Raw genomic sequence first — 24,582 nt, 5'->3', positions numbered from 1 at the left:
GATATTGTGACTAATTAGCTGATAACGTACCCAACTATATAGAACGGTAAATAACAATTGGCGGTATTTGTTGGACCATTCATACATTGCGGCAATTGTTCGACTATGAGATAGAGGGTATACCAATAACCCATGATTAGATTCATGAGTTGATTTTTGAGCTGATAATCTATAAATAATATTTTAATGTATAATGAAAGGGGATTCAATATGGCAATCATTTAACATAACTATATACTTTCACGGTGAAGATGAAGTCATTAAAGGATTTGGAATTAGAAAAAGGAGGGTACTTATGAATATCACATTGGATACTGGTGAAAATCTATTTTATGTAAAAAGAGACGGCGGGGAGCGTGTTCTATTATTAATTCATGGAAATATGGCATCTTCCGCTCAATGGGATTTGCTGCTTAAAGAAATAGATCCTGTCTTTACAGTTTATGCGATTGATTTACGCGGGTATGGACAATCAACCTATCATCAGCCGGTAAATTCAATCAAGGATTTCTCTGATGATATTAAACAGCTTGTTGATAAATTAGATTTGAAAATGTTTTCTTTAATGGGCTGGTCCAATGGAGGCGGTGTAGCCATGCAGTTTGCAATTGATTATCCAGACTATGTTCAAAAAATCGTATTGCTTTCTTCCATGTCTACACGAGGGTATCCAGCTTTTAATACAGAGGGTAAAAGAATTCATTCCCGAGAGCAATTAGTAAAAGATCCAGGATTAAATATGATGTTAGATGCTCAGAAAATGAATAATCAAGCTTTTTTTAGAGCAGCTATGGATCAGGTGCTTTATTCCGTTAACCAGCCAAATGAAGAACAGTATCAAAAGTATTTAAAAAGTGCAACACAGCAAAGGAATATACTCGATGCAGCATATGCAGCGAATGTTTTCAATATAAGTACAGTATCCAATGGTGTAGCTGATGGGACTGGGGAAATACGTAATCTCGCGGCTCCTATTTTAGTAATTTGGGGAAAAAATGATTTGATCGTATCGGAGATAATGACGTTAGAAATAATAGAGGACTTACAAGAAGCTGGAATTGATTTTCGTTATGCGTCGGTAAATGCCGGACACGCTTTGTTGATAGATAATTTAGAAGTAGTTTTGAAAGAAACCTATACATTTTTAAATTTAAAAGTTTGATTACTTCTGGAAATTCTTCTTCAACTATTTATTTTTTTCTTCGGCAAAGAAACATGAATTGGAATTTCAAGTTGTATGAACCAGTTTGTGTTTGATTGAAAAAAGAAAAAGCAGCGGGTTTTTAGGAGCCGCTGCTTGCATTTCCTGCCTATTCATTTTACATTCGCATCTGGTTTAACTGTCCGATAATTAATGTCACTAGTGAACTATGACTTAAGTTTTTCCTTCACACTATCTAAAATTCGTTTGTCAACTCCTTTTGCCATTAAGTATTTCTCTATATTTTCATATTTTCCCAGGATATGATGATAAGCTTGCAGAAATCAGTTAAAAGCAAGTGAGGCAGTAAAATCTTTATTTCCTATGCAGAAATGGACCTTTCTTCTTTGAAATCAGTCAGAGATTTTGCTAATAGTTTATCAAACCTGCCACCACTATATGCAGTAGTTTGTAACGCGGGAGTGCAATTTGTGGATCAGACGCATTATTCCAAGGAAGGTTTTGAAGAAACCTTTGCAGTAAATCGTTTGAGCCATTTTCTTCTAGTGAACTTATTACTTGATAGAATGGATAAAGACGGAAGAATTGTTTTTGTCAGCAGCGGTACGCATGACCCGGAGAAGAAAACCGGCATGCCAGAACCTATCACCCTATTTCAAGATTTGTATTAAAATATTTTCTTGGCTTATTTGTAATTTTTCCTACAAATATAAATAGCGTTGCTAAATCGGGTAAGGCTTTAGCTTCATTAGTAATGGATAATCAATTAAAGTATGTCACTGGAAGGTACTTTGAGGGCAAAAAAGAAATGAAAACTTCTGCTCTTTCCTATAACAAAGAGAATCAAAAAAATCTATGGAATGTAAGTGTAGAGCTGTCACAACTTCAAAAAGATGAATCTAATTTACTTTAGAGGACACTTACGATTTTCAACGTGTTTTCCAAATAAAGAGATGCTTAAAATCATTCAGTAAGATATAATTGGGATTATTCTATTACATGAAGATACGTAAAATTAGTTAAAATAATGATAATTAACAGGGGTATTTAATCATAGAGGGTGTTTCTATGGAATTTATAACATGTCAAACATATGATGTCGATAAATTACAAGAGATTAGTAAATTAACATACAGACAAGCTTTTAATTACATATTAGGTGAAGTCAACGTCAATGAATATGTAAATATCACATACAGCAAAGATAATCTGATGAGAGAATTAAATCAGTCAAATTATCATTTTCTTTTTATACAAAATAATGATGAAATAATCGGCTACAGAATGTACACGATCCAACCAAACTATTTAAAAATGGAACGAGTATATATTTTAAACCAATATAAAGGTCTGGGTGCCGGTTCAAAATTTATGCAGTATGTCGAGGATGCTGCTAAAGAAATGAAAAAAGATTTTTTGTGTTTGGAAGTCTTATCTGATAATAAAAAGGCGATAAGTATTTATAAGAAAAAAGGGTTTCTTTTGTCCTCGGAGCAAATTATCATGATTGGAAAAAAAGAATGCCCTTTATTATCGATGGAGAAAAGTTTAAATGATAATTAATCTTCAGACCAGTAATTTATTTTATTCAATCCAACTGGACATTATTTTCAGTTGGATTTATTCTAGTTTAAAACCCCTGGCTTTGTCCAGGTTTTCAGAAAGCTATGCTTCATAGTAAGATAAATCTGGTTTCCTGACCGCTAAAATTATGGTCCAAATATTCTTGAGATAATTGATTATGAAGAGATACATTATAAAAGTAAAATTTCATGAAGATTAATTAGAAGGGACTGATAAGTTGAAAATATTTATCGTGGAAGATGATTCAGTCATATCTAAAAAAATAAAAGAGCATATGGAGAAGTGGGGATATGAAGGAGCGGTAGTACAAGACTTTCAGAATGTTCTTTCTGAAATTATTGCATTTGATCCTCAATTGGTACTGATGGATATTTCACTTCCATTTTTTAATGGGTATTATTGGTGTGGAGAAATACGAAAGGTATCGAAAATCCCTATTATTTTTATTTCTTCTGCTTCAGACAATTTAAATATTGTTCGCGCAGTTGAAATGGGGGCGGATGATTATATAACCAAACCTTTTGATTTAGAAGTATTGATGGCAAAAGTTCATGCTATTCTACGTCGGGCTTATGATTTTAGTGGCTCCAGCAATCTAATCGAGCATCAAGGGCTAATTTTTAATGTGAATAATTTTACGATTTCTTATGAGAATGAAACAGCGGAATTAACGAAGAATGAAGCTAAAATTTTTCAAAAGCTCCTTGAAAATAGAGGGAAAATCATCAAACGTGATGAATTGATGATAACTTTGTGGGAATCAGACAGCTTTGTAGATGATAGTGCGTTATATACAAATGTGAACCGCTTACGAAAGAAATTGGATCAGATGGGATTGGTTAATTTTATTACAACCAAAAAAGGCGAAGGATATATTATAGAGGGATAACATGAAAATCTTTTTAACGTATTTGAACAATTGTAAAATACCGATTGCATTATGGATTTTGTTTGGCTTGATAAACATCATTATTGGTTATTTGTATCAGGTGCCATTAGAGCGTTCTATTCTTTGGCTGGCATTATGCGGATTTATTGGAATTGCAGCTGCTGGTTTTCATTTTTATAACTACTACAGCAGTCACAAAGAGCTAACATTTCATCAAGCACAAACGCATGTTGAGATAGAGCAGTTACCGTCGTCGGCCAATTTAATAGAAAGTGACTATCAAGCTCTATTGGAAAAATTGAATGCAGCATTTTCTCATCTGGAAAATATAAAAACACAAAACGAGCAGGAAATCTTAGATTATTTCACCATGTGGGTACACCAAATAAAGATACCCATTTCTGCTCTTCATTTAATACTTCAAGATGAGGACAATGATAAAGTGTCCGAAGAAATGAAGGAACAGCTATTCAAAATTGAACAGTATGTAGAATTGATATTACAGTATGTGCGTTTAGGAAGTGCTTCGACAGATTATCATTTTCAAAAGGTGGACCTGGATGCGATTGTCCGTGAAACAATAAAGAAATATGCTCCCATCTTTATTCGAAAAAAACTGCCTGTTCATTATGAGGGGATAGATCAGCAAATAATCACTGATTCAAAATGGCTGAGTTTTGTGTTGGAACAAATTCTATCCAATGCCTTGAAATATACGAATGATGGTTCTATCTCTATTTACTTGGAAAAAAACGCTGTTGTGGTAGAGGATACAGGTATCGGCATTCACCCGGAGGATATTCCTCGCGTAGGAGAAAGAAATTTCACAGGATTTACAGGTCGGCAGCATAAGAGTGCCAGCGGAATTGGGCTTCATCTTTCCAAGCAGATTCTGGCGAAATTGGGGCATCAAATAAAAATTGAATCGGAGCCTAAAAAAGGAACAAAGGTTTCTATCGTGTTTGATGATAAACAAATGACAACAGAATAGCCAATCTAACAAAAATGTTAGAAACAAAAGAGAAATGTCAGATAGAACTGTAGATTGACATTTCTCTTTTTTGCTATTCTTTACCTATCAACAAGAAAGTTGTTGGAAGAAAGGAGATGTACCATGACACTTTTACAAGTTCAACATTTAAGAAAGGTCTATACAACGAGGTTTGGAGGAAATCAAGTGGAAGCACTTTCTGATGTCTCTTTCAGCGTGGACGCAGGAGATTATATAGCTATTATGGGGGAATCCGGCTCCGGTAAGACGACGTTATTAAATATTCTGGCGGCATTGGATAAACCGACACGCGGAAATGTATTGCTGAACCGGAAAAACATTGTGCAGATACCTGAAAAAGAAATTTCTGCATTCCGGCGCAATAACCTCGGATTTGTATTTCAGGATTTCAACCTTTTAGATACGTTCTCGATTCAGGATAATATCTTTGTTCCGCTGGTTTTATCCGGAAAAAAGCATAAGGAAATGGAGCAGAAACTAATGCCGATAGCAAAGAAACTTAGCATCGAGCATATCTTGACTAAATTCCCGTATGAAGTATCAGGCGGTCAAAAGCAAAGAGCGGCAGTTGCCAGAGCTTTGATTGCCGATCCGGAATTAATATTGGCAGATGAGCCGACTGGCGCTTTGGATTCCAAATCTACAGATGAATTGCTGGAGCATTTCGGACAAATTAATAAAGAGGGACAAACGATTTTGATGGTAACGCATAGTATTAAGGCAGCAAGTCACGCTAAACGCGTATTGTTTATTAAAGATGGAAATGTATTTCATGAATTGTATAAAGGAGATACATCCAATGAAGAAATGTTTCAAAAAGTCTCTCATACACTTGCTGTTTTAGCTGCAGGGGAGGATGGAAATGGATAATGGCTTTTATTTAAAAATGGCGGCAGACAGTATACGTAAAAATGGCAAGATGTATTTTCCATTTATCATTTCCTGTATCAGTACGATTATGATGACGTATATCATTCAGGCATTATCGACCAATCCGGGCCTTTCGGAAATTCCGGGCGGAGAGAACTTAAAAACAATTCTTTCTATGGGGTATTTTGTATTAATTATATTTTCAACGATTTTTCTATTTTATATGAACAGCTTTTTAATGAAAAATAGAAAAAGGGAATTTGGTGTATACAATATCTTAGGCATGGATAAAAAGCATATCATGAAAATGCTTGCTTACGAAACCTTATATATTGCTGTATGCAGCATGGTCGCAGGATTTGTTGCAGGCACCATCCTTAATAAAGTTTGTGTATTATTGATTCGCCAAATGATGGGTGCGGATGTAGCTCTTGGGTCTGAGTTTTCTTCCGAAGCGGTGATATGGACACTAAGCTTCTTTAGCATCATTTTTCTATTGATTTTATTAGGGAACATCTCTCAAATTCGATTAGCAAACCCGATAGAGCTTTTAAAAAGCGGAAATGTCGGAGAAAAAGAGCCGAAAACCAAAATCTTCTTTTCGATTCTTGGTGTTTTATTAACTGGGTGGGGTTATTATATTGTGTTAACCCTGCAATCTCCCATTAGTGGTATGCCTTATGCTTTTCTTGCAGCAATATTGATTATTGCCGGTACGTATCTCTTATTTACCACCGGAAGTATTGCTGTTCTTAAAATCTTAAAAAATAATAAAAACTATTATTATCAGACCAGCCATTTTATCCCTGTTTCCGGCATGCTTTACCGGATGAAAAAGAATGCTGTAGGTCTTGGGAATATTACCATCTTATCTGTCGGTGTCATTCTTTTACTTTCTATCGCGGTTTCCTTATATATCGTATCTGAAAGTGATGATGCAACCTATTCAGGTAATGTGATTTCAGAGGTAAGGTTATCAGAGGATGCAGATGAAACAGGAGAAGAAATCAAAGCAAAATTAAGTAAGCTGATTGATCAAACAGCTTCTGAAACCAACAATACCGTTACCGGTTCATCTTCTTATACCTATCTAAATTTTGTAACACTTGCTGCGGGCGATGGCTTCGAAGTTACAAAAGATGCCTATTCCATGTTAGCGAATGAGAGTCCGATCAATTTATATATGACTGATCAGGAAAGCTATAATCAGTTAACTGGAGATAACCTGTCGCTTGATGAAAATGAAGTATATGTCCATGGAACAGGTGAGGAATATACAAATGAAACGCTTTCGCTGATGGATTTTCAATTTTCCGCCAATGTCATGGAGGATATGAAAGAATTCTCGCTGGACAGCGAAACGACAAGTTTAATTAGTGATACCTATTACATGATCGTTGAAGATATAGAAACCCTTCGTCAAATAGAGCAGCAGCAAAAAGAAATATTAGATGACTATGCTGCAAGCACGAGCGTGTCTGCGCAAATTGGATTGGAGCAGGGAGTAAGTGAGGAGCAGGAAATAGCGTTTGGAGAGCAGCTGCGATCGAATATGGAAAAGGAAGATATGGACATTGTTGTGGTAGATAGCCGAACAGAAGCAGCAAATGACTTGCAAGCCCTAAGGAGCGGTGTTTTGTTCATTGTTTTGAATTTAGCTGTCTTACTATTATTAATGACGGTACTGATTATTTATTATAAACAAACTTCTGAGGCTTATGACGATAAAGAGCGTTTTTCTATCCTGCAAAAAATCGGATTGAATCAATCGGAAATTAAAAGAGCGATTAAATCTCAGATTTTAACTGTCTTTTTTCTACCCGTCATCGTAACGGTAATTCATATTTTGGCCATTTTCCTTCTGATGAGAAAATTAATGATTCTGGTCATGATCAATCAGGTAAATCTATTCCCAATAAGCATACTTATTGCTCTTTTAGTTTTCCTGATTGTTTATGTGATTATCTACCGGATAACGGCACGTGTTTATTACAAGATTGTCCAATAAAGTGAAACTTCCTTCAGTGGGGTTTTCTTTCAGTCCTCACTGAAGGTTAGTACCACAAGGGCATGACCTAAAGGCCCTTAAACGAATCGAGCCGTTACTGGCTGTTGGACTTCCCATTTAGAAATAAAAAGTTTCCTTCATTTCTTGAAGCGGGAGTCTTATAGCCAGTTACACTGCGATAAATTAGTTATATGAAAGAGGTCATTGTTTATGCATTTAAGTCTATTTGAGTTATTACTTGTCTTTGTTGGCGGGATTTTAATTTTAGGAATACAGTTTTTTCTATCGACCAGGAAGAATCGATTAATGGGACTTCTTTTTCCAATCGTGTCTCTGAGTTATACCATATATATGTTTTTAAAGTCAGATTTCTTTTCCGATATTGCCTTAAACATGAAGGCCTATATGCTCATTGCTCAAAATATCCCAACAATAGTTTTACTGGTGATTTACTTTATTTGCCGTTGGAGCATGAATAGACGCAGGAAGAGCTGAAGGAGGGGGAGAATATATTGACCGAAAAAAAACATCATCAACCTCATCATTTTCACAAGAATTGGAAACAAGACTCAGAAGAATCCATAAATCGACAGGTTATTGCCAATCTTTCACACGATGTACGGACACCGCTTACCATTATGCGCAGGCATGTTTTCCAATTGGGTAATGAATGCTTGAGTGTTAAAGGTATCGCATCTTTAAAAAAAATCGACCATCAAATCCTGGAGATTACTGACTTGATGGAGGATTTGCTCACGTATACTATGATTACATCCGGAAAATATCCATACCATCCGACAACTACAGATATGGTTCGTTTAATCAGAAACTTTGCAGCCAATTGGTATCCCCAATTTGAAAAAGAAAGCTTTCATATTGATGTAGATTTACCAGATGAAAAAACATTTTATTGGAAGGTAGACCCTAAATGGATAACTCGTATGTTCAATTATCTATTTCAAAATATATTACGTCATGCGGTAAAAGGGACATACGTTGGTATTAAGGTGGATGTAAAACAAGAACGAATAATTGTGATGGATAAAGAGCTTGATATGAAAGGTTCTTCTTATGATAGCGCAGCAGATATCGGCTTTTTGATATCCAATTACATGTTGCAAAAAATGAAACTGCAAGCTCATTTTTTTTCTTCAGATAAAGGAACTATCGTTGAAATATGTAAAAGTGAAAAAGAAATGAAGGAAGAGAGCTTTCAACACAGTAGTACTTGAATAAGCGGATTTCTTTTAGATTAAAATGAAGTCAAAGAAATAAGGAGCAGTACAAATGAAAAAACATTTACTAACCTTGATAGCTTTAACAGCCACCTTTATTTTACTTGTTGGCTGCAGTTCTTCCAGCTCAAATGATAATGAAAATTTTTTTAGTGAAACTATACGAAAAGCAGGAGATAAAATTACCAGCTTTTTTGGTGAACCCTCATTAACAAAAGACAAATCATTAGAAGGAGAAAGAGCATTTGGAGAAGATGATTATACAGGAACGTATGAGGCGGTATATCAACATTTTTCAGGCAGAGAAAATCTGTTTGGCGGCGCATCGCTTGATGGAAGGGAAGGAAAGACGATTCAGATCACCTATAACGCTAACATCGAAAGTGGAGAGGCAAAAGTATATTGGAACACCGCTGATTCAGAGAAGCAATTATTGTTTGAAGGCCAGGGAGAGCATACAGAAAACATTGATTTACAAGGAGGCTGGGAATATCTCAGTTTGGAAGGGGACGAACTGGAAGGAGGTATTCAGATAAAGATTGAATAAAGGAAGTTAATAAATTACAGTAAATTCTTTTACGAAGATATTTACTTTTCTATATCATATAAAAAATGTATACTCAAACCAAAGCGATACCACCATTATTTGGTAGTAATTATCACAAGGCTGTTACATTGTTTTGTGCATACTAAAAAATAAGGAGGTGTCAGAAATGAGCAAAAAAAATAAAAACAAGAAAAATCAATTGTTTGAAGATAACAAAGGTGTCCAAGCAGTACAAAATCAATTGAATGAAAGTTATCAAAGTGGAGTAGTGGAAGATCAATTAGAAAACAATAGAGGAATCCACCATTTTAATAACAAGAGCAGATAACACTAAGTTCTGATGGTAAAGCCATTACTACTTGATCAAAATCAGCTAATCAGGTAGTAATGGCTTTATATAAATTGAAGAAAATATTATAGCTACCTATTCAAAATTTGAGAACAGGCGGCTTATTTCTATCCTAATACTGCTTGTGCTACAGCTAAACGGGCAGCTGGAATACGATATGGAGAACAAGATACATAATCGATACCAATTTGTTGGAAGAAAGCGATTGAATCAGGATTACCGCCAACTTCGCCACAAATACCAATCATCATATTTTCTTTCGTTTGTCTGGCTTTGCTGACAGCAAGCTTGATCAATTCGCCTACACCACTTTGGTCCAGAACTTGGAAAGGATCTTGCTGCATAATCTGTTTTTCTTTATAGATATTGATAAACTTACCGATATCATCCCGTGAAAACCCAAAAGTCATTTGGGTTAAATCGTTGGTGCCAAAACTGAAGAAGTCGGCATTTTCTGCTAATTGATCAGCAATAATACACGCACGCGGTAATTCAATCATAGTCCCAATTTCGTAAGGGAAAGGCTCTATTTGATGCTCTTTAAACGTAGCCGCGATGGTTTCGGTTAAAAAGTTTTTAATGTAGTCCAACTCTTCTTTTTCTGAAATCAAAGGAACCATAATCTCTGGACAAACGGTCAAGCCTTCCTTTGCTAATTGAATGGCGCTATTGAAGATTGCTTTGACCTGCATTTGATAAATGCGCGGTTCAGTAATTCCTAAGCGGCAGCCGCGATGACCCAGCATCGGATTGGTTTCTTGTAATTTTTCGATTTGCTTTTCAACAGCAGATGGGTATCTGTTCAGCTGTTCAGCTAATGATTTGATTTCATTCGTATCATGCGGTAAAAATTCATGCATTGGCGGGTCAAGTAAACGAATCACCATTGGTTTATCTTGAACGGTTTTTAACATTTGATAGAAATCTTCCTGCTGGAAGCTTAGTAATTTATTTAAAGCAAACTGAACTTCCTGTTCATCTTTAGCCAGAATCAAACGACGCATTTCCAGCACACGTTCTTCACCAAAAAACATATGCTCTGTCCGAGCCAAACCAATTCCTGTTGCGCCAAAATCAATCGCCGTTTGTAAGTCTTGTAATGTCTCAGCGTTCGCACGAACCTTCAATTCAGCGCATTCGTCAGCCCAGGTAAGTAATTGCTGCAAGCTCTGATCGTTTTCAGGAACAATTGTAGGGATTTCCCCTAAATATAAGCTTCCTGTACTGCCATCCACAGAAATCGTATCGCCTTCCGTTAATGTATGATTACCACATAATACGGTTTTAGCGGCTTCATTTACTGTCAATGCTTCACAGCCAGTTACACAGCAAGTTCCCATCCCTCTGGCAACAACTGCTGCATGCGATGTCATTCCACCGCGGCTGGTAACAATTGCTTCACTGACTACCATACCTTCAATATCTTCTGGTGAGGTTTCCTGACGGACCAGAATCACTTTTTTTCCTAAAGCAGTGTATTCTTTTGCTTTCTCAGCTGTAAAGACGATTGATCCTGTTGCTGCACCCGGACTGGCAGGCAAACCTGCTGCGAAAGCTTCTGCTGTTGTTAGTTTTTTTGTATCGAAGACCGGATGAATCAGTTGATCGATTACCTCAGGGGAGACGCGCATAATCGCTTCTTTCTTTGAAATCAAACCTTCAGCTGCTAAATCCAAAGCGATTTTCAAGGTAGCTTTAGCAGTGCGCTTTCCGTTTCTGGTCTGCAAAATATACAGCTTGCCATTTTCGATTGTAAATTCGATATCCTGCATGTCTTTATAGTGCTGTTCCAGCTTATGAGAATATTTAATAAAATCATTATAAGCTTCTGGCAGAATTGCTTGTAAGGTTTCGATTGGCTCGGGTGTGCGAATTCCAGCAACAACATCTTCTCCTTGTGCATTAATTAGGAATTCACCAAATAATTTATTTTCACCAACGGATGGATTACGAGTGAAGACCACTCCTGTTCCGCTTTCTTCACCGCTGTTACCAAAGACCATCGACTGGACATTAACTGCCGTCCCTAAATGGTGGGGAATATGATGCAGATCACGGTATACTTTCGCCCGTTGATTATTCCAGGATTTGAAAACAGCCTTCGTTGCCTCGAATAATTGCTCCATTGGATCTTGTGGAAAGGCTACTTTATTTTTAAGAAATAAATTCTTGTAAAGCTCGATGACATCCAAATGCTCTGCTTCGTTAAAATCAGTTACTTTTTTATTTAAACGGCTTTCTGTTTGATGCAGCAGCACATTGAATTGTTCTTTATGGATTCCGTAAACGACGTCACCGAACATTTGTAAGAGACGACGGTAGCAGTCGAAGGCAAAGTTCACATTGGTCAATTTTGCAAAAGCTTGAACCCTAAGATCGTTTAAGCCAAGATTTAAAATGGTGTCCATCATGCCAGGCATTGAAAAGGCAGCGCCACTTCTAACAGAAACTAACAAAATATTTTCCTCGGATGTAAAAGATTTACCCGTTTCTGACTCTAAATTTTGAATCGCTTTCAAAACTTCTACTTTTAACTGTTCTTCGAAAAAAGCTGCATCATCTAAATAGTTCATACAACATTCCGTGGTAATCGTAAACCCTTGGGGGACAGGTAATCCTAAGTGAGTCATTTCAGCGAGATTGGCGCCCTTGCCGCCTAACAGATCCTTGTTCTCACTTCGTCCTTCATTAAACGTATAGATTAACTTTCTCATAATATACCTCCTATAAATCAATATGTGTCACATTTATTTAATAATCATCATATATGTCGTAAATATGTTTGTCAATATAGAATTATGTGATTATTCATTTGAATAATTCGTTAATATATGTATAATAAACTCATAATAAGCAAGAAAATGGTTTTAATGCTTTCTTTTTTTGGAGGTCCAGGTAATGAAATTAAGTGAAAGACAGGAACAAATCATTCAATTAGTAAAAGACTACCAACCAGTTAGTGGTGAAAAAATATCTGAGTTATTAGATGTTTCCAGAGCCACTTTACGTTCAGATTTATCTTTTTTGACATTAGCAGGTATTTTACAAGCCACACCAAAAATCGGCTACACGTATGCAGGTTCGGATCTAGAAACCTTTTTCTTTTTTAAGACCTTTGATACAAAAATCGATGAAATTATGATTCCGCCTTTGTTAGTTAATCAAAACACATCCATTCGGGATGCGATCACCAATTTGTTTATTTATGATGTAGGTTCTTTATATGTGGTGGATGAAGAAAAACTGCTGTTAGGTGTTTTATCCAGGAAGGATCTATTGAGGGCATCATTAAATTCCGATATTGATAATACGCCGGTTGTGGTGTGTATGACACGAATACCACATATTAAAGTCTGTGAAAAAAACATCAATATATTGGAAGCTGCCACGATTTTACAAGATTTTGAAGTCGATTCACTTCCAGTCGTTGAAGAGGAAAATCACAAAAAAGTGATTGGTAAAATTACGAAGTCACGATTGCTCAATTATATTACGCAGCAAGCCAGAAATGCAGAATTAAACAAATAAAGGGGATATCAATTTATTATGAAAAATGAAATCATCGTCTACTCCATTTCTGATTCATTAGGAGAAACATCACAAAAACTGCTAACAGCCGTCAGTGCACAATATCCAGATTTGAATTTTAATAAAAGCTACCGCTTTCCTTTAGTAAACAGGGAAGAGGAGTTACTGGAAATTTTGGGTGATGCTTTAAAGGATAAAGCGATCGTAATAAGTACCTTAGTTAATCGTCAGCTGGCAGAAACCGCCCGAAATTTCAGCAAGCGCACCGGTCTGTTGTATTTAGATCTGATGCATCCATTTTTTGAAATGATTCAAGCAAGAACCGGCTCGGAGCCAATCGAAGAACCTGGAACTGTTCATAAATTAGATACGGAATACTTTAACCGTATAGCAGCTATTGAATTTGCAGTGAAATATGATGATGGTAAGAATCCGCAGGGGTTTGTAGACTCGGATCTCGTCTTGTTAGGCGTATCACGAACTTCAAAGACGCCTTTAAGTATGTATTTAGCAAATAAAGGATACAAAGTTTCTAATTTACCGCTGATTCCCGAGGTTCCATTACCGCAAGTTTTGGAAAATGTAGAGCCGCAGAAGTTGGTGGGGTTAGTTTGCCAGCCGGACAGTTTATCAAGAATTAGAAGTAACCGTTTAGATTCCTTGGGCTTAAGCCATTCAACCAGCTATACTGATTTAGAAAAAATCTATAATGAACTCGAATACTCGCAACAGGTTTTTAAACGATTTGGTGTGTATACAATTGATGTAACTGATAAATCGATTGAAGAAACAGCTTATTTGATTGAAGAGCATTATAAAAATAGAATAATGGGATAATAGCATACTCTCTGTTGTATATGTATTTATACAATGGAGAGATTTTTTATGGGAGACTGAAAAAATTAAACGTAGCAAGATGATTTTAAAAATATTATCATGACAATAGATCAAAGCCAAATTCTTTAGTTACTTCCGTATGCCCAAGTTCTGTTACTTTAATAGAGCGATGCACTTTTCCATGCCTTATCCATCCCAATTCTAATAATCGATTCGTAATTGCCAATGCAAAAGGACCCGCGATATGAAATTTTCTTGCAGTCCAGTCAACAATTGATTTTATAATCTGTATATTCATCGTTAATATCTGATAGTTACTAAGCTGAACAATATGCAAAGATCCGCTTTGGAAGTTCATAGCTGTTCGGGAAGGCATATTGCCATTAATCCATCACCATCATTGGACCAATCAGTATGAAGGCCTCATTGGGTGCTTTTTCATTTAAATTATGTCCTTTCCCCTAAATATTTATATATACGAGGTGGACCATTTTCTGTTAGGATTAGATATGAAAATATAACTAAAATAAAAAAAAACAAGTCAAATTATAGCTGGTTATCACCTACTCTCTTCAAGGCAAGAGGTTTATTGCATGCATGTCTTTGGACGTTAGGAGTATGATATTTCAAGCTGTTACAGAACTAATGTACGAAGGAGCTGCTTTTATTGAAAAAAATGATCATTTTAATTTCTTTATTGATATTGGGAGGTTGTTCATTTTTTCAAGATGATAAAGAGGTAGAATCTGAAGAAACATCTTTGAAAGAAGGATATTATTACCACCTGGAGGAAGTTACAACAGAATTATTCTTAACAGAAATAGATGCTCAAGAATGGATGAAATACTACTTAAAGGACAATCAAGATAAATTGGATGATATCGTAGCGGAAAATACAGCTAGAGGTATTATAAATAATGTCGATTTAGATCTGATACAGGAAAATGAAGTTCAGGTTAAATCTTGCAAAGAAGGATTGTGCAAAATATATTCAAATGAGTCCCCTATTCTGAAAGCATTTGTTGTTCCCGCTATGAAAATTAATGAGAAAACGGAGAGTACAGAATCAGAACACCTGAACAATGCAGATCGAGAACCAGTAGAAGATCAATTTTGGCAGCTTATCAATGAACACATAGAAGATACGCTTAAAAAGTCCTCCGAGCTAATAGAGCTGTATCAGAGTGGAAACCCTAATAAAATAGATAAAGAATCTATTGAATCCTTATATGATAGCATCCATGGAAGAACGCAATATCTACGATTAAATTTGGTTCCAAATGACGAAGAAATAGAAAAACAATTTAATGATTTATTAATGGCATCCGAATTTCTATTCAATAGCTTTCATCAAGCACAATGGTATTTTGAACACGAGGAAGAAAGAGAATTGAAGAAGTTAATAAAACAAGAAACACTTCTATTAAGAGAAGATTTTCAAGAAGTAACGGAAAAAATACAGGAATATCAAGGAAAAATCAAATAATAGTTATAAGAACCATTATCTTTGAAAAAGGGATGGTTCTTTTTATCTTGTAAATACTTATCCGTTATGCTGCAAAGTGCAGGTGTGATATTGTTTTATTTTACCTAACTAGGGAATAGTTTTGAAACCAAATAAATAATTCAGAGGGGATATTTTGAAGAAAATAGGAGGCATGAAATAATGCGTAAAAGAATCATTCTTTTTATTTATATAGCCATGATTTCTTTAGTTGCTTGCCGCCAGCAAAATGAACTTTTTAATAATGAAAATATAACATCCATTGAAATACAGAACTGGGATAATGACGAATTAGTTAGTACTGTTACAGATGAAGCTCTGATAAATGATTTAATAGAAGAACTGGAATCTGCAAATTCCTCATCAACCGCTAATATAGATATTCCAGGTGCTGATTATCGATTGTTATTTTCAAATGATGACAAGGTTGTCCAAGAGCTTGGTTACTATATTGAAGAAAAAAACTTCAATGGGACGACCGGTCAATTTATTGATATGGAAGCAGGAAATCATTATGGAGTAACAAAAGAATTACCAGTTACTGAGGAAAAATAGCGGTATGTTTCAAATAAACACGCTTTTTTCAAGAAGTTAACAATTAAGCTTGATAATATAATAAAAAGTTTGATATATTTAAATTAATCAGAAAAATTTATAATTACAATTATTTTAACGGAGAATACTAGAAGGAGGGACTCATTAATATGAAACGAATTAATTACTCGATACAGTTAATAAATCTGATGGAGCCTGTATCGAGCTTAACCGAAGCATCTATCAGTTAACTGTATCGTCCACATAATAAATTAAAAAGTGGAGGGTTAGTTATGATGAATATAAATACGTTAAAAAACGAATGGATAAAGTATGAAGAAGTAAAATTTGAAGGGTGGGATTTCTCTTATATAAAGGACGATTGGGAAAATGAAGCTCTCCCATGGAATTATACTGGAACAGTAAACAAATATTTATCTCCAGATTTAGAATTACTCGATATGGGTACAGGAGGCGGGGAATTTCTTCTGTCTCTAAATCATCCTTATGAAAAAACATCCGTAACAGAAGGCTGGCAGCCTAATATTGAGCTTTTAAAAAGAAAATTAGTTCCTTTAGGGATAAATCTGGCTCCGATCGCTGACGATGACATCATTGATTATGATGATAATAGTTTTGATATTATATTGAATAAACATGAATCATTTAATGTTAACGAAGTAAAAAGAGTATTAAAACCAAACGGTGTATTTATTACTCAACAGGTTGGCGGAGAAAATGGAAACCGTTTATCAAATATGCTTATTCCAGACTTTCAACCAAAATATAGAAACTTAAATTTGAGAAATATCCAGCATGAACTAAATGACAGTGATTTTGAGATAGTGTTTGCTGATGAATATTTTCCTTACCAAAAGTTTTTTAATATGAAAGGCTTAATTTACTATGCAAAAGTTATTGAGTGGGAATTTTCGGCATTTAATGTAAAGGATAACTTTGAACAGCTGTTGGATGCCTATAAAGAATTAACGTTGAATGGTTATATTTTAAACTATGAGCATCGATTTATAATAGTTGCTTATAATAAATAAATTTTTATAAAATAAGAAACCCGTTTTGAAAAAATATTCAAGACGGGTTTATCTCATTTTGAAAACAATAAAAGGGGGCAGGCGGTTTAGACTTTATAGTCATTTAGCAAAAGAAGATAGAAGTGATATGAAAGAAATAATATCTAAATATATTATTACGTAAAATATAAATTTGACGTAATAAATTGTAATTTTAATTAAAGTCTTGTAAAATTAATCTATGAGGTGATCTAATGACAAATCATTCAAAGCAGCAACTATATAACAAACTCCAAACTTTACTTAAAGAACTTCCTTGGTATGTTGAGGAATTTATTAATTACAAAGAAAGAAAATTATCGGCAGCTTCGTTGCTGAATTATGCGCATGATTATAAAATCTTTTTCAATTGGCTCGTTACTGAAAATTATTATTCTGGCGAACTGAAAGATTTACCGCTTGAGTTACTTGAATCACTAACTGTTCAGGAAGCTGAGCGATTTTTGGCCTTTCTTAAATACGAGTTACATAATAAAGAACTTACGATTAACCGTAAATTATCAGCTTTAAAATCGCTTTTCAATTACCTGCAGAATATTGCCGAAACACGTGATTTACAACCGTATTTAAGGCGTAATGTCATGGCAAAGCTTGAATTCAACGATATAAAAGAAAGTATGGAAACAACTGCAAACAAAATGGAAGGAAAAATCTTAATGGGTGATGAATATGAACGATTTCGCCAATTTATTGCCTATGACTATGGCGAGCTTTATAAAGATAATAAAAAACTCGTAAACTTCCACCTTCTAAACCGTGAACGTGACACAGCAATTGTCTCGCTTATTTTAGGTTCCGGATTACGGCTTTCAGAGGTTGTGAATCTGGATTTAGATGATATTGATCACAGCAAATATACTGCACGTGTTATTCGCAAAGGAAACAAAGAACAATATGTTTATTTCAGTAAGCAAGCGATGGATGATTTGGACGAGTATTTGCAAATCAGGTCGGAACGCTATCATGTCGAGAAAGCAAATAAAGCTTTATTCATTGCTGCTGCAATGGGGCCGAAAGGAACGCCGAGACGACTAACCGCACGTTCTATTGAAAAATTAATCGAAAAATATGCAAAAGCTTTCGGAAAACCGTCATTATCCGTTCATAAATTAAGACACTCCTTTGCAACCAGATATCATAGTGAGATTAACGATGTACCGAAATTAAGACGCCAGCTCGGACACTCATCGATACAAACGACGATGATTTACACACATATTAATAATGATGATTTAAAAAATGCTGTAGACAAGATGGATATGCCAAAAACTGATGAATGAGTATCCTAGTGCTGTATAATTCGCTTTAAAGTTTTAAATCCACCTGGATTTCTACTTGATCACACGAACAAATGTTTGTATTATTGAAGACAAGGAATACAAATGAAAGGAGATAAAATAATGCCTAGAAATCCAGGAATTACGGATGAATTTAATCGAAATTGAATTGAAAAATTTATTAGCAAAAAGTGATGTAATAGAGCAAAGCATATACTTTGTTGATTGAAAGGTTGTAATGAGCAACCTCTTTTCTTTTAAAATTTTCCTACTTTACATAATATTTATTATGGGAAATTGCAAAATAAACTGTCTCACATTAAAGTATACTCTGGATATTGAGATAACACTAAAGTTTTTACGTTATTAGAATCTCTAATTCCTTTTATGTTTAATTTAGCTCACCTGTTATCAATACCATAAATCCGCCAATGTTTGCCGATTCGTTTAAACCTCTGATTCTCGTAAAAATGACATAAATTTGTTCTAACAGCTGCACAGTGCCCGTCTGAAGTATTTCTTCATTTGCAATCTAACTTGCTGCTTGGCCAAATTTATCATATCAGCAATAACTCCTGATTTAGCAAATTTCCTTCGGACAGCAACCTTATTTAAATATAACAGGTCTTTAATATACCACATTTCTTTACCAGTTTACTTCAACCATTCTACTGCTTCTATCAAAACAGATGAAAAATCATCTATCTCCCCTATTTTAATATTCCTTATTATTAATCTCATTAAATAAAGCTTCCTTTATTTAACATTTTATAGTTTTCGGAATATTCATCCGGAATATTCATCCGGAATATTACATCACTTTATTGTAATTTGATAAATAAATTATGCTATCATATCTATTAAGAGGTGATTATCTATGAAATATGTATCTGTCAGAGTCCAGGGACGTGTACAAGGTGTCGGCTTCCGCTACTTCACACAGCATGCTGCGATGAGTCATAACATTACCGGATGGGTAAAAAATGAAGATGACGGCGCTGTTTCTTTAGAGGCATATGGAGAAGATAACAATATTAACCGTTTTCTTGAAGAAATAAAAAAAGGGCCCACCCGCTTTGCAAAAGTAAGTGAGATGGATGTCAATAAGCTTTCCGGAGATCCTGAGTATTCCTCTTTTGATGTAAAATATTAAAATAAATAGACCTGATACAGTATAGCATAAACTGTATCAGGTCTATTTTTACAGGATTGGTGATAATAAACGGGAAATACCCTCTTTAAATTTTATCCATAAAGAGCGTTTGCTGTAGCGCTCAGGTGTTAATTCAGAGCACAGCTTGCAATCCTCTTCAAATATACGATATAATTCCTCGGAAACATTTTCATCATACGTTGCTGCACTTACTTCAAAATTTAATCGAAAGCTTCGGGAATCAATGTTCATAGTTCCAACACATGCAATTTTTTTATCTACTACAATTGTTTTGGCATGCAGAAAGCCGTTATCATAGAGTAATATTTTTGCGCCATAGTCCAGTAAATCCCCTGCGTATGCCCAAGTTGCCCAATATACGAATGGATGATCCGGCTTGCACGGAATCATAATTCGTATATCTACTCCGGATAAAAGTGCCATTTTACAAGCATCCATAAAGCTCGTATCTGGTATAAAGTATGGTGTTTGGATACAGACGCTTTCCTTGGCGGAGAGTATCATTTTAATATACATATTCTTTAAATGCTCTGTTTCTGAGTTTGGGCCGCTGGAGACAACTTGTACAGGACTTGTTCCATGGTGTTTTTTCATATGAAAGCAAAACTCTTTATAATCATCATGTTGTTTGTCTTTTCCAGCCTGATGCCAGTCCATAATAAATCTGACTTGAATATCATTAACTGCATTTCCGTATATTTTAAAATGTGTATCGCGCCAATAGCCGAATTTTTTATCCTCTCCAAGATATTCATCACCTACATTGAAGCCGCCAATATAAGCAAGTGCGCCATCAATAATGACCAGCTTTCTGTGATTCCGGTTATTAATCCGGAAGTTAATCAGCTTTAAAAAAGATGGAAAGAAAACTCGTACCTGCCCGCCTGCCTCTTTTAAATCATTAAAGAATCTGGATGGCAATTTTTTTGATCCGACTTCATCATATAAGACACGGACCTTTACGCCCTCTTTTGCTTTTGTTATCAGGGCATCTCTAAGTCTTCTTCCAAGATTGTCAGGCTGAATAATGTAATATTGTATATTAATCTCTTGTTTTGCAGCGGCAATATCTTCTAACAGTGCATCAAATTTCTTATGGCCATCACTAAATATGACCATTTCATTACCCTCGGATAATCTGGCATGGGAGGAACGCAAATTCATTGTGATGAGCTCCTCATATTGTGTTAACCATGGTATATCAGTTCGTTTCTCTTCATCTATTATCTTTAATTGTGTATCAACTTCTTCTTTAAGCAGTTTTTGTTCTTCCTTTGTTAACCCATAGAAATTATTCTGTTTTAAACTTCGTCCTAAAAAGATATAAATTAAGAATCCGACAATAGGCAGGAAAAATAAAACCAATAGCCATGCCCAAGTATATCCTGGATCACGTTTTTCAAAAAACAATACGCCAAGTGCCAATAGTAAATTAATAAAAATTGTAATGGAAGCAATTGTTGTGATAATATTTGCTATCTCTGTCTCCAATATAAAACACCTTCTTTTTCTAAATCGATAAATTTTATAATTTATTTGATTTATACATAGTACACTATATGTAATAAAAAGTTAAGTCAATTATTGCTGCCGATAAAATAAATAAAAGGAACACTTTAGCCCAAAAGCACCAGTGCTCCTTTTATTTATCAATCATCAAGGGATACTTTTCTCAAGGGTTCCTTCGCCGGTCCTGCCATGACTTCTCCGTCATAATGGTAACGGGACCCGTGACAAGGGCAGTCCCATGTTCTGTCCGCACTGTTCCAGTTTACTTCACAGCCAAGATGAGTGCACGTTGTATCAAGAACATGCAGTTTATCTTCCTTATCTTTATAAACACCAACCCGTCCGCCTTTAACAGTTGTAATTGCCGCCTCTCCCACTTCTAATTCATCTATATCCCTGGAGGCAGGAAAATCCAATTTTCCTTTTATAAGTTCTGTCGCAACCTCCATGTTAAAACTGAATAAGTTCTTTAACATCGGTTTGGAGGAGAAGCGTGCCGGAGAAAATAATTCTTTATATGGATTTTCGTTATTTTCAGTGATGGTATCTGCGATGATTTTTGCGGCTATTGTTCCATTTGTCATTCCCCATTTTCTATAACCTGTCGCAACAAATATCGAAGGGTCCCCTTTGGTTATTGGCCCAATATACGGCATTTTATCCAAGGTGGTAAAATCCTGCGCAGACCATTGATAAGAAATATCGTCAATATCAAACTGCTCTTTAGCAAATTCCTTTAAATTCTCATAACATAATTTTTCGTCCAAGCTTACTCCTGAACGATGATTTTCACCGCCGACAAGGAGATAGGTGTCTTTATTATTTAACTTGGCAGTCCGGATGGAACGGGTTGGATTTTCCACGTTGATATACATTCCACCCGGATAGTCTCCTGTCCATTTGCCTGATACAATATAAGATTGCTCTGCGTACATTTTGGCAAAATAGAGACCCTGATGATCAATATAAGGAAATTGAGTAGCTGCAATCAGATAATCACAGGTAACACGATGTTCATCCTTTGTAATGACAGTACTTCGTCTATTATATTCCAGCGTCATAGCAACAGTCTGCTCATAAACCTCAGTTCCATTTTTTACAGCTTCCTCCAGCATAAACTGTAAATATTTTAAAGGGTGAAATTGAGCCTGTCCCTTCATTTTTAATGCTTGTTTAGATGGAATTTGCAGAGGCATCTCTGTAATGAGTTCTCCTGGAATATCCAGAGCTTTATATGCTTCTGCTTCTTTTTCTAATTGTGATAAATAAGCATCGTCATTTGTATATAGAAAAGCATCCTGTTCTTCATAATTACAATCGATCCGGTTCTCTGTGATTTCATTTTTAATAAAATGCATGGCCTCCTGCATGGCCTGATAATATTGTTTTGCTTTTTCCTTACCAATTGTTTCGATTAGCTCTGCATAAATCATCCCATGCTGGGCGGTTACTTTTGCAGTGGTGTGCCCAGTAACACCGCTAAGTACTTGATCAGCCTCTAATAAAATAACCTTCATTCCTTTTTTAGAAAGTAAATAGGCAGCGGTAATTCCTGTTAACCCAGCTCCAACAATGCAGACTTCAGTTTGCTTCGTTTCCTGAAGCTTAGGAAATTCTTTAAAGGCGGTATCCACCTGCCAAATTGATTTTGAACTCATATTTATTGCACCTCACATTTGCTTGTTTCCTTTAGTATCTCCTTTTCAGTTACAGTTACTCAAAAGAATTGAAAGCAATTAAAATGAGAGCATAGAAAAAGACTGCTTCTATATTCAGTAAGCAGTCTTTGTATAGTATAATTAACGGTTTTCAAAAAACAGCCGATTCAATGAAATATATTCATTTTCCTTATCCGGCACTTCGTCTTCCATATATATTGCCTCTACTGGACAAACTGCCTCACAAGCACCGCAATCGATGCAAATATCAGGATCGATATAGAACATATCTTCTCCCTCTTCTATACAATCAACAGGGCATACCTCTACGCATTCTCCTGCTTTTTCTGTTTTACATGGTGAAGTAATAATAAAAGCCAACGAGATTCTCCTCCTCTTTATCAATGTTTTTCATGTATTAAGTAATTATAACGCATTTTAAAATAAATGAAAACTTGATTTCGTTTTCATACACCATTATACAGCTCAATTTTATCAAAAAAGAAGAAATATGTAAGAAGGAGATAAGGCATCCTTTTAAAGCAGCACTTATCTCCTGTCAATTTATCTGATTAACATTCTTCAAAATAATCTTTTCTGAAGCCGCCAATGCGGTCACTGTTATCAATGATAAAATAAAACTCTTCTGTTTCATTTTTTACATCATAAACCTTCCCCGGAGTCAATTTACGGTCAACAATAAATTTTTTTGCATCAGCATGTACACATTTAATTTGTTTTTCTGTCTCTCTGTTTTCCCAATTCTTATGAATCATTCTTTTGTTCTCCTCTTCTTGTTTACATAATAATATTATTAACTACTTGAATAAATATAAATAGTTACCGTATCCTTCTTCTTTCATCTTATCCTTTGGAATAAAACGCATCGCTGCTGAATTCATACAATACCGTAATCCTCCTGCTTCTTTCGGCCCGTCTTCAAAAACATGACCAAGATGAGAATCAGATTGTTTGCTGCGGACCTCTGTCCGAATCATTCCATGGGATGTATCTGTAACATCAGTGACTTGCTTCGGGTCAACCGGTTTAGTAAAGCTTGGCCATCCACAGCCGGCATCGTATTGATCCTTTGACGAAAAAAGTACTTTACCAGAAATGATATCCACATAAATACCTTCTTCTTTATTATTCCAATACTCATTATCAAATGGCCGCTCTGTTCCATTTTCTTGTGTGACATGGTATTGCAGCGGTGTCAGCTTCTCTTTTAATTCTTTTTCAGAAGGTTTGCTTTGCCAATTTTCTTTAATAAATGCTTCTCGACCAGAGCCTTTTTTATACATTTTGTAATGAAAAGAACGTTTCTTATAATAGTCCTGATGCTCTTCTTCTGCTGGATAAAAAGGTTTTGCGGGAAGTATCGGTGTTACAATATCCTTTTTAAATTTTCCACTTTGCTGCAATAATTCCTTTGAATGCTCTGCTATTTCTTTTTGCTCTTCATCATGATAGAAAATAGCTGTCTGATAGGATTCACCACGGTCGTTAAATTGACCGCCTGCATCTGTCGGGTCAATTTGCTGCCAAAAGGTCTCCACTAGCTCTTTGTATGGCATAATATTCGGATCAAATTCTATTTGAACAGCTTCAACATGACCTGTCGTATCTGAACAAACCTGTTTATATGTCGGGTTTTCAACATGACCACCAGTATAGCCGGAACGGATGCTGATAACACCTGGACGTTCATCAAATGGTTCTACCATACACCAAAAACATCCCCCTGCGAAAGTGGCAAGTTCTTTCTGTTGTGACATACTTATATCCTCCCATCACTATTTCTGTTATTTATT

The 24,582-nt window shown here is 35.4% G+C and carries 25 protein-coding genes; 18 read left to right on the top strand and 7 right to left on the bottom strand.

Annotated features, from left to right (window positions below):
* Window positions 1–295 precede the first annotated feature (295 nt).
* From phaZ to MKY30_RS18585, 10 genes are all read left to right on the top strand, one after another.
* Entirely contained in the window at window positions 296–1,162 is an 867-nt protein-coding gene (gene phaZ, locus MKY30_RS18630; RefSeq protein ID WP_341085060.1) for an intracellular short-chain-length polyhydroxyalkanoate depolymerase, read from the top strand.
* Between the two features lie 371 nt (window positions 1,163–1,533).
* A complete protein-coding gene (locus MKY30_RS18625; protein ID WP_341085058.1) occupies window positions 1,534–1,833 on the top strand; it encodes an SDR family NAD(P)-dependent oxidoreductase in 300 nt (99 codons plus the stop codon).
* A 397-nt stretch (window positions 1,834–2,230) separates the two neighbouring features.
* Entirely contained in the window at window positions 2,231–2,725 is a 495-nt protein-coding gene (locus tag MKY30_RS18620; RefSeq protein WP_341085057.1) for a GNAT family N-acetyltransferase, read from the top strand.
* Window positions 2,726–2,963: 238 nt separating this feature from the next.
* Complete coding sequence (locus tag MKY30_RS18615; RefSeq protein WP_341085056.1) at window positions 2,964–3,635, top strand: response regulator transcription factor; 672 nt, start codon at window positions 2,964–2,966, stop codon at window positions 3,633–3,635.
* Between the two features lies 1 nt (window position 3,636).
* Window positions 3,637–4,626 carry a sensor histidine kinase gene (locus MKY30_RS18610; RefSeq protein WP_341085054.1) on the top strand — a complete coding sequence of 330 codons (990 nt, stop codon included), beginning with the start codon at window positions 3,637–3,639 and terminating at the stop codon, window positions 4,624–4,626.
* A gap of 123 nt (window positions 4,627–4,749) precedes the next feature.
* Window positions 4,750–5,517: an ABC transporter ATP-binding protein gene (locus tag MKY30_RS18605; protein WP_341085052.1), complete on the top strand. Its 768-nt coding sequence runs from the start codon at window positions 4,750–4,752 to the stop codon at window positions 5,515–5,517.
* Window positions 5,510–7,525 carry an ABC transporter permease gene (locus tag MKY30_RS18600; RefSeq protein ID WP_341085051.1) on the top strand — a complete coding sequence of 672 codons (2,016 nt, stop codon included), beginning with the start codon at window positions 5,510–5,512 and terminating at the stop codon, window positions 7,523–7,525. Before MKY30_RS18605 ends, MKY30_RS18600 begins: the two co-directional genes overlap by 8 nt.
* Before the next feature lie 512 nt (window positions 7,526–8,037).
* Window positions 8,038–8,757: a histidine kinase dimerization/phospho-acceptor domain-containing protein gene (locus MKY30_RS18595; protein WP_156985336.1), complete on the top strand. Its 720-nt coding sequence runs from the start codon at window positions 8,038–8,040 to the stop codon at window positions 8,755–8,757.
* A 55-nt stretch (window positions 8,758–8,812) separates the two neighbouring features.
* Window positions 8,813–9,307 carry a hypothetical protein gene (locus tag MKY30_RS18590; protein WP_147207730.1) on the top strand — a complete coding sequence of 165 codons (495 nt, stop codon included), beginning with the start codon at window positions 8,813–8,815 and terminating at the stop codon, window positions 9,305–9,307.
* A 166-nt stretch (window positions 9,308–9,473) separates the two neighbouring features.
* Window positions 9,474–9,635, top strand: coding sequence for a hypothetical protein (locus tag MKY30_RS18585; RefSeq protein ID WP_175297063.1), 162 nt, complete (start codon window positions 9,474–9,476; stop codon window positions 9,633–9,635).
* A 128-nt stretch (window positions 9,636–9,763) separates the two neighbouring features.
* On the opposite strand, the gene ppdK is transcribed toward MKY30_RS18585, so the two are convergent.
* Window positions 9,764–12,370 carry a pyruvate, phosphate dikinase gene (gene ppdK / locus MKY30_RS18580; RefSeq protein WP_147207731.1) on the bottom strand — a complete coding sequence of 869 codons (2,607 nt, stop codon included), beginning with the start codon at window positions 12,368–12,370 and terminating at the stop codon, window positions 9,764–9,766.
* Between the two features lie 184 nt (window positions 12,371–12,554).
* Between ppdK and MKY30_RS18575 the strand changes: the two genes are divergently transcribed.
* Both MKY30_RS18575 and MKY30_RS18570 read left to right on the top strand, forming a co-directional pair.
* The gene (locus tag MKY30_RS18575) at window positions 12,555–13,184 is read left to right on the top strand and encodes a CBS domain-containing protein (RefSeq protein WP_147207732.1); all 630 of its coding nucleotides are present in this window, start codon (window positions 12,555–12,557) and stop codon (window positions 13,182–13,184) included.
* A gap of 18 nt (window positions 13,185–13,202) precedes the next feature.
* Window positions 13,203–14,021, top strand: coding sequence for a pyruvate, water dikinase regulatory protein (locus tag MKY30_RS18570; RefSeq protein WP_147207733.1), 819 nt, complete (start codon window positions 13,203–13,205; stop codon window positions 14,019–14,021).
* A 97-nt stretch (window positions 14,022–14,118) separates the two neighbouring features.
* Here MKY30_RS18570 and MKY30_RS18565 read toward each other — a convergent pair whose 3' ends face one another.
* On the bottom strand, window positions 14,119–14,397 hold the full coding sequence (locus tag MKY30_RS18565; RefSeq protein ID WP_186813507.1) for a hypothetical protein: 279 nt from the start codon (window positions 14,395–14,397) through the stop codon (window positions 14,119–14,121).
* Between the two features lie 54 nt (window positions 14,398–14,451).
* Here MKY30_RS18565 and MKY30_RS24200 point away from each other — a divergent pair, with 54 nt between their 5' ends.
* From MKY30_RS24200 to MKY30_RS18540, 6 genes are all read left to right on the top strand, one after another.
* Window positions 14,452–14,643, top strand: a complete 192-nt coding sequence (locus tag MKY30_RS24200) for a PH domain-containing protein (protein ID WP_147207735.1) — start codon at window positions 14,452–14,454, stop codon at window positions 14,641–14,643.
* 45 nt (window positions 14,644–14,688) lie between these two features.
* A complete protein-coding gene (locus tag MKY30_RS18560) occupies window positions 14,689–15,507 on the top strand; it encodes a hypothetical protein (RefSeq protein WP_341085045.1) in 819 nt (272 codons plus the stop codon).
* 180 nt (window positions 15,508–15,687) lie between these two features.
* The gene (locus tag MKY30_RS18555; protein ID WP_147207737.1) at window positions 15,688–16,080 is read left to right on the top strand and encodes a hypothetical protein; all 393 of its coding nucleotides are present in this window, start codon (window positions 15,688–15,690) and stop codon (window positions 16,078–16,080) included.
* A 272-nt stretch (window positions 16,081–16,352) separates the two neighbouring features.
* Window positions 16,353–17,111 carry a methyltransferase domain-containing protein gene (locus MKY30_RS18550; RefSeq protein ID WP_341085041.1) on the top strand — a complete coding sequence of 253 codons (759 nt, stop codon included), beginning with the start codon at window positions 16,353–16,355 and terminating at the stop codon, window positions 17,109–17,111.
* Window positions 17,112–17,344: 233 nt separating this feature from the next.
* Window positions 17,345–18,430, top strand: coding sequence for a tyrosine recombinase XerS (gene xerS, locus MKY30_RS18545; protein WP_156985343.1), 1,086 nt, complete (start codon window positions 17,345–17,347; stop codon window positions 18,428–18,430).
* An 874-nt stretch (window positions 18,431–19,304) separates the two neighbouring features.
* Window positions 19,305–19,580: an acylphosphatase gene (locus MKY30_RS18540; RefSeq protein ID WP_147207739.1), complete on the top strand. Its 276-nt coding sequence runs from the start codon at window positions 19,305–19,307 to the stop codon at window positions 19,578–19,580.
* A gap of 48 nt (window positions 19,581–19,628) precedes the next feature.
* On the opposite strand, the gene cls is transcribed toward MKY30_RS18540, so the two are convergent.
* From cls to msrB, 5 genes are all read right to left on the bottom strand, one after another.
* Entirely contained in the window at window positions 19,629–21,092 is a 1,464-nt protein-coding gene (gene cls, locus MKY30_RS18535) for a cardiolipin synthase (RefSeq protein ID WP_341085039.1), read from the bottom strand.
* 158 nt (window positions 21,093–21,250) lie between these two features.
* A complete protein-coding gene (locus MKY30_RS18530) occupies window positions 21,251–22,768 on the bottom strand; it encodes an FAD-dependent oxidoreductase (RefSeq protein WP_147207740.1) in 1,518 nt (505 codons plus the stop codon).
* Window positions 22,769–22,909: 141 nt separating this feature from the next.
* Window positions 22,910–23,149 (bottom strand): 4Fe-4S dicluster domain-containing protein, encoded by a 240-nt coding sequence (locus MKY30_RS18525; RefSeq protein ID WP_147207741.1) that lies wholly within the window; start codon window positions 23,147–23,149, stop codon window positions 22,910–22,912.
* A 191-nt stretch (window positions 23,150–23,340) separates the two neighbouring features.
* Window positions 23,341–23,544 (bottom strand): DUF6501 family protein, encoded by a 204-nt coding sequence (locus MKY30_RS18520; protein WP_147207742.1) that lies wholly within the window; start codon window positions 23,542–23,544, stop codon window positions 23,341–23,343.
* A gap of 42 nt (window positions 23,545–23,586) precedes the next feature.
* Window positions 23,587–24,546: a peptide-methionine (R)-S-oxide reductase MsrB gene (gene msrB / locus MKY30_RS18515; protein WP_147207743.1), complete on the bottom strand. Its 960-nt coding sequence runs from the start codon at window positions 24,544–24,546 to the stop codon at window positions 23,587–23,589.
* Between the last annotated feature and the right edge of the window lie 36 nt (window positions 24,547–24,582).

This window comes from Oceanobacillus sp. FSL W8-0428, assembly GCF_038004405.1.
Lineage (GTDB): Bacteria > Bacillota > Bacilli > Bacillales > Amphibacillaceae > Oceanobacillus > Oceanobacillus sojae.
The sequence above is the reverse complement of the archived record's forward strand: the minus strand, read 5'-3'. Positions and strand labels throughout refer to the sequence as shown.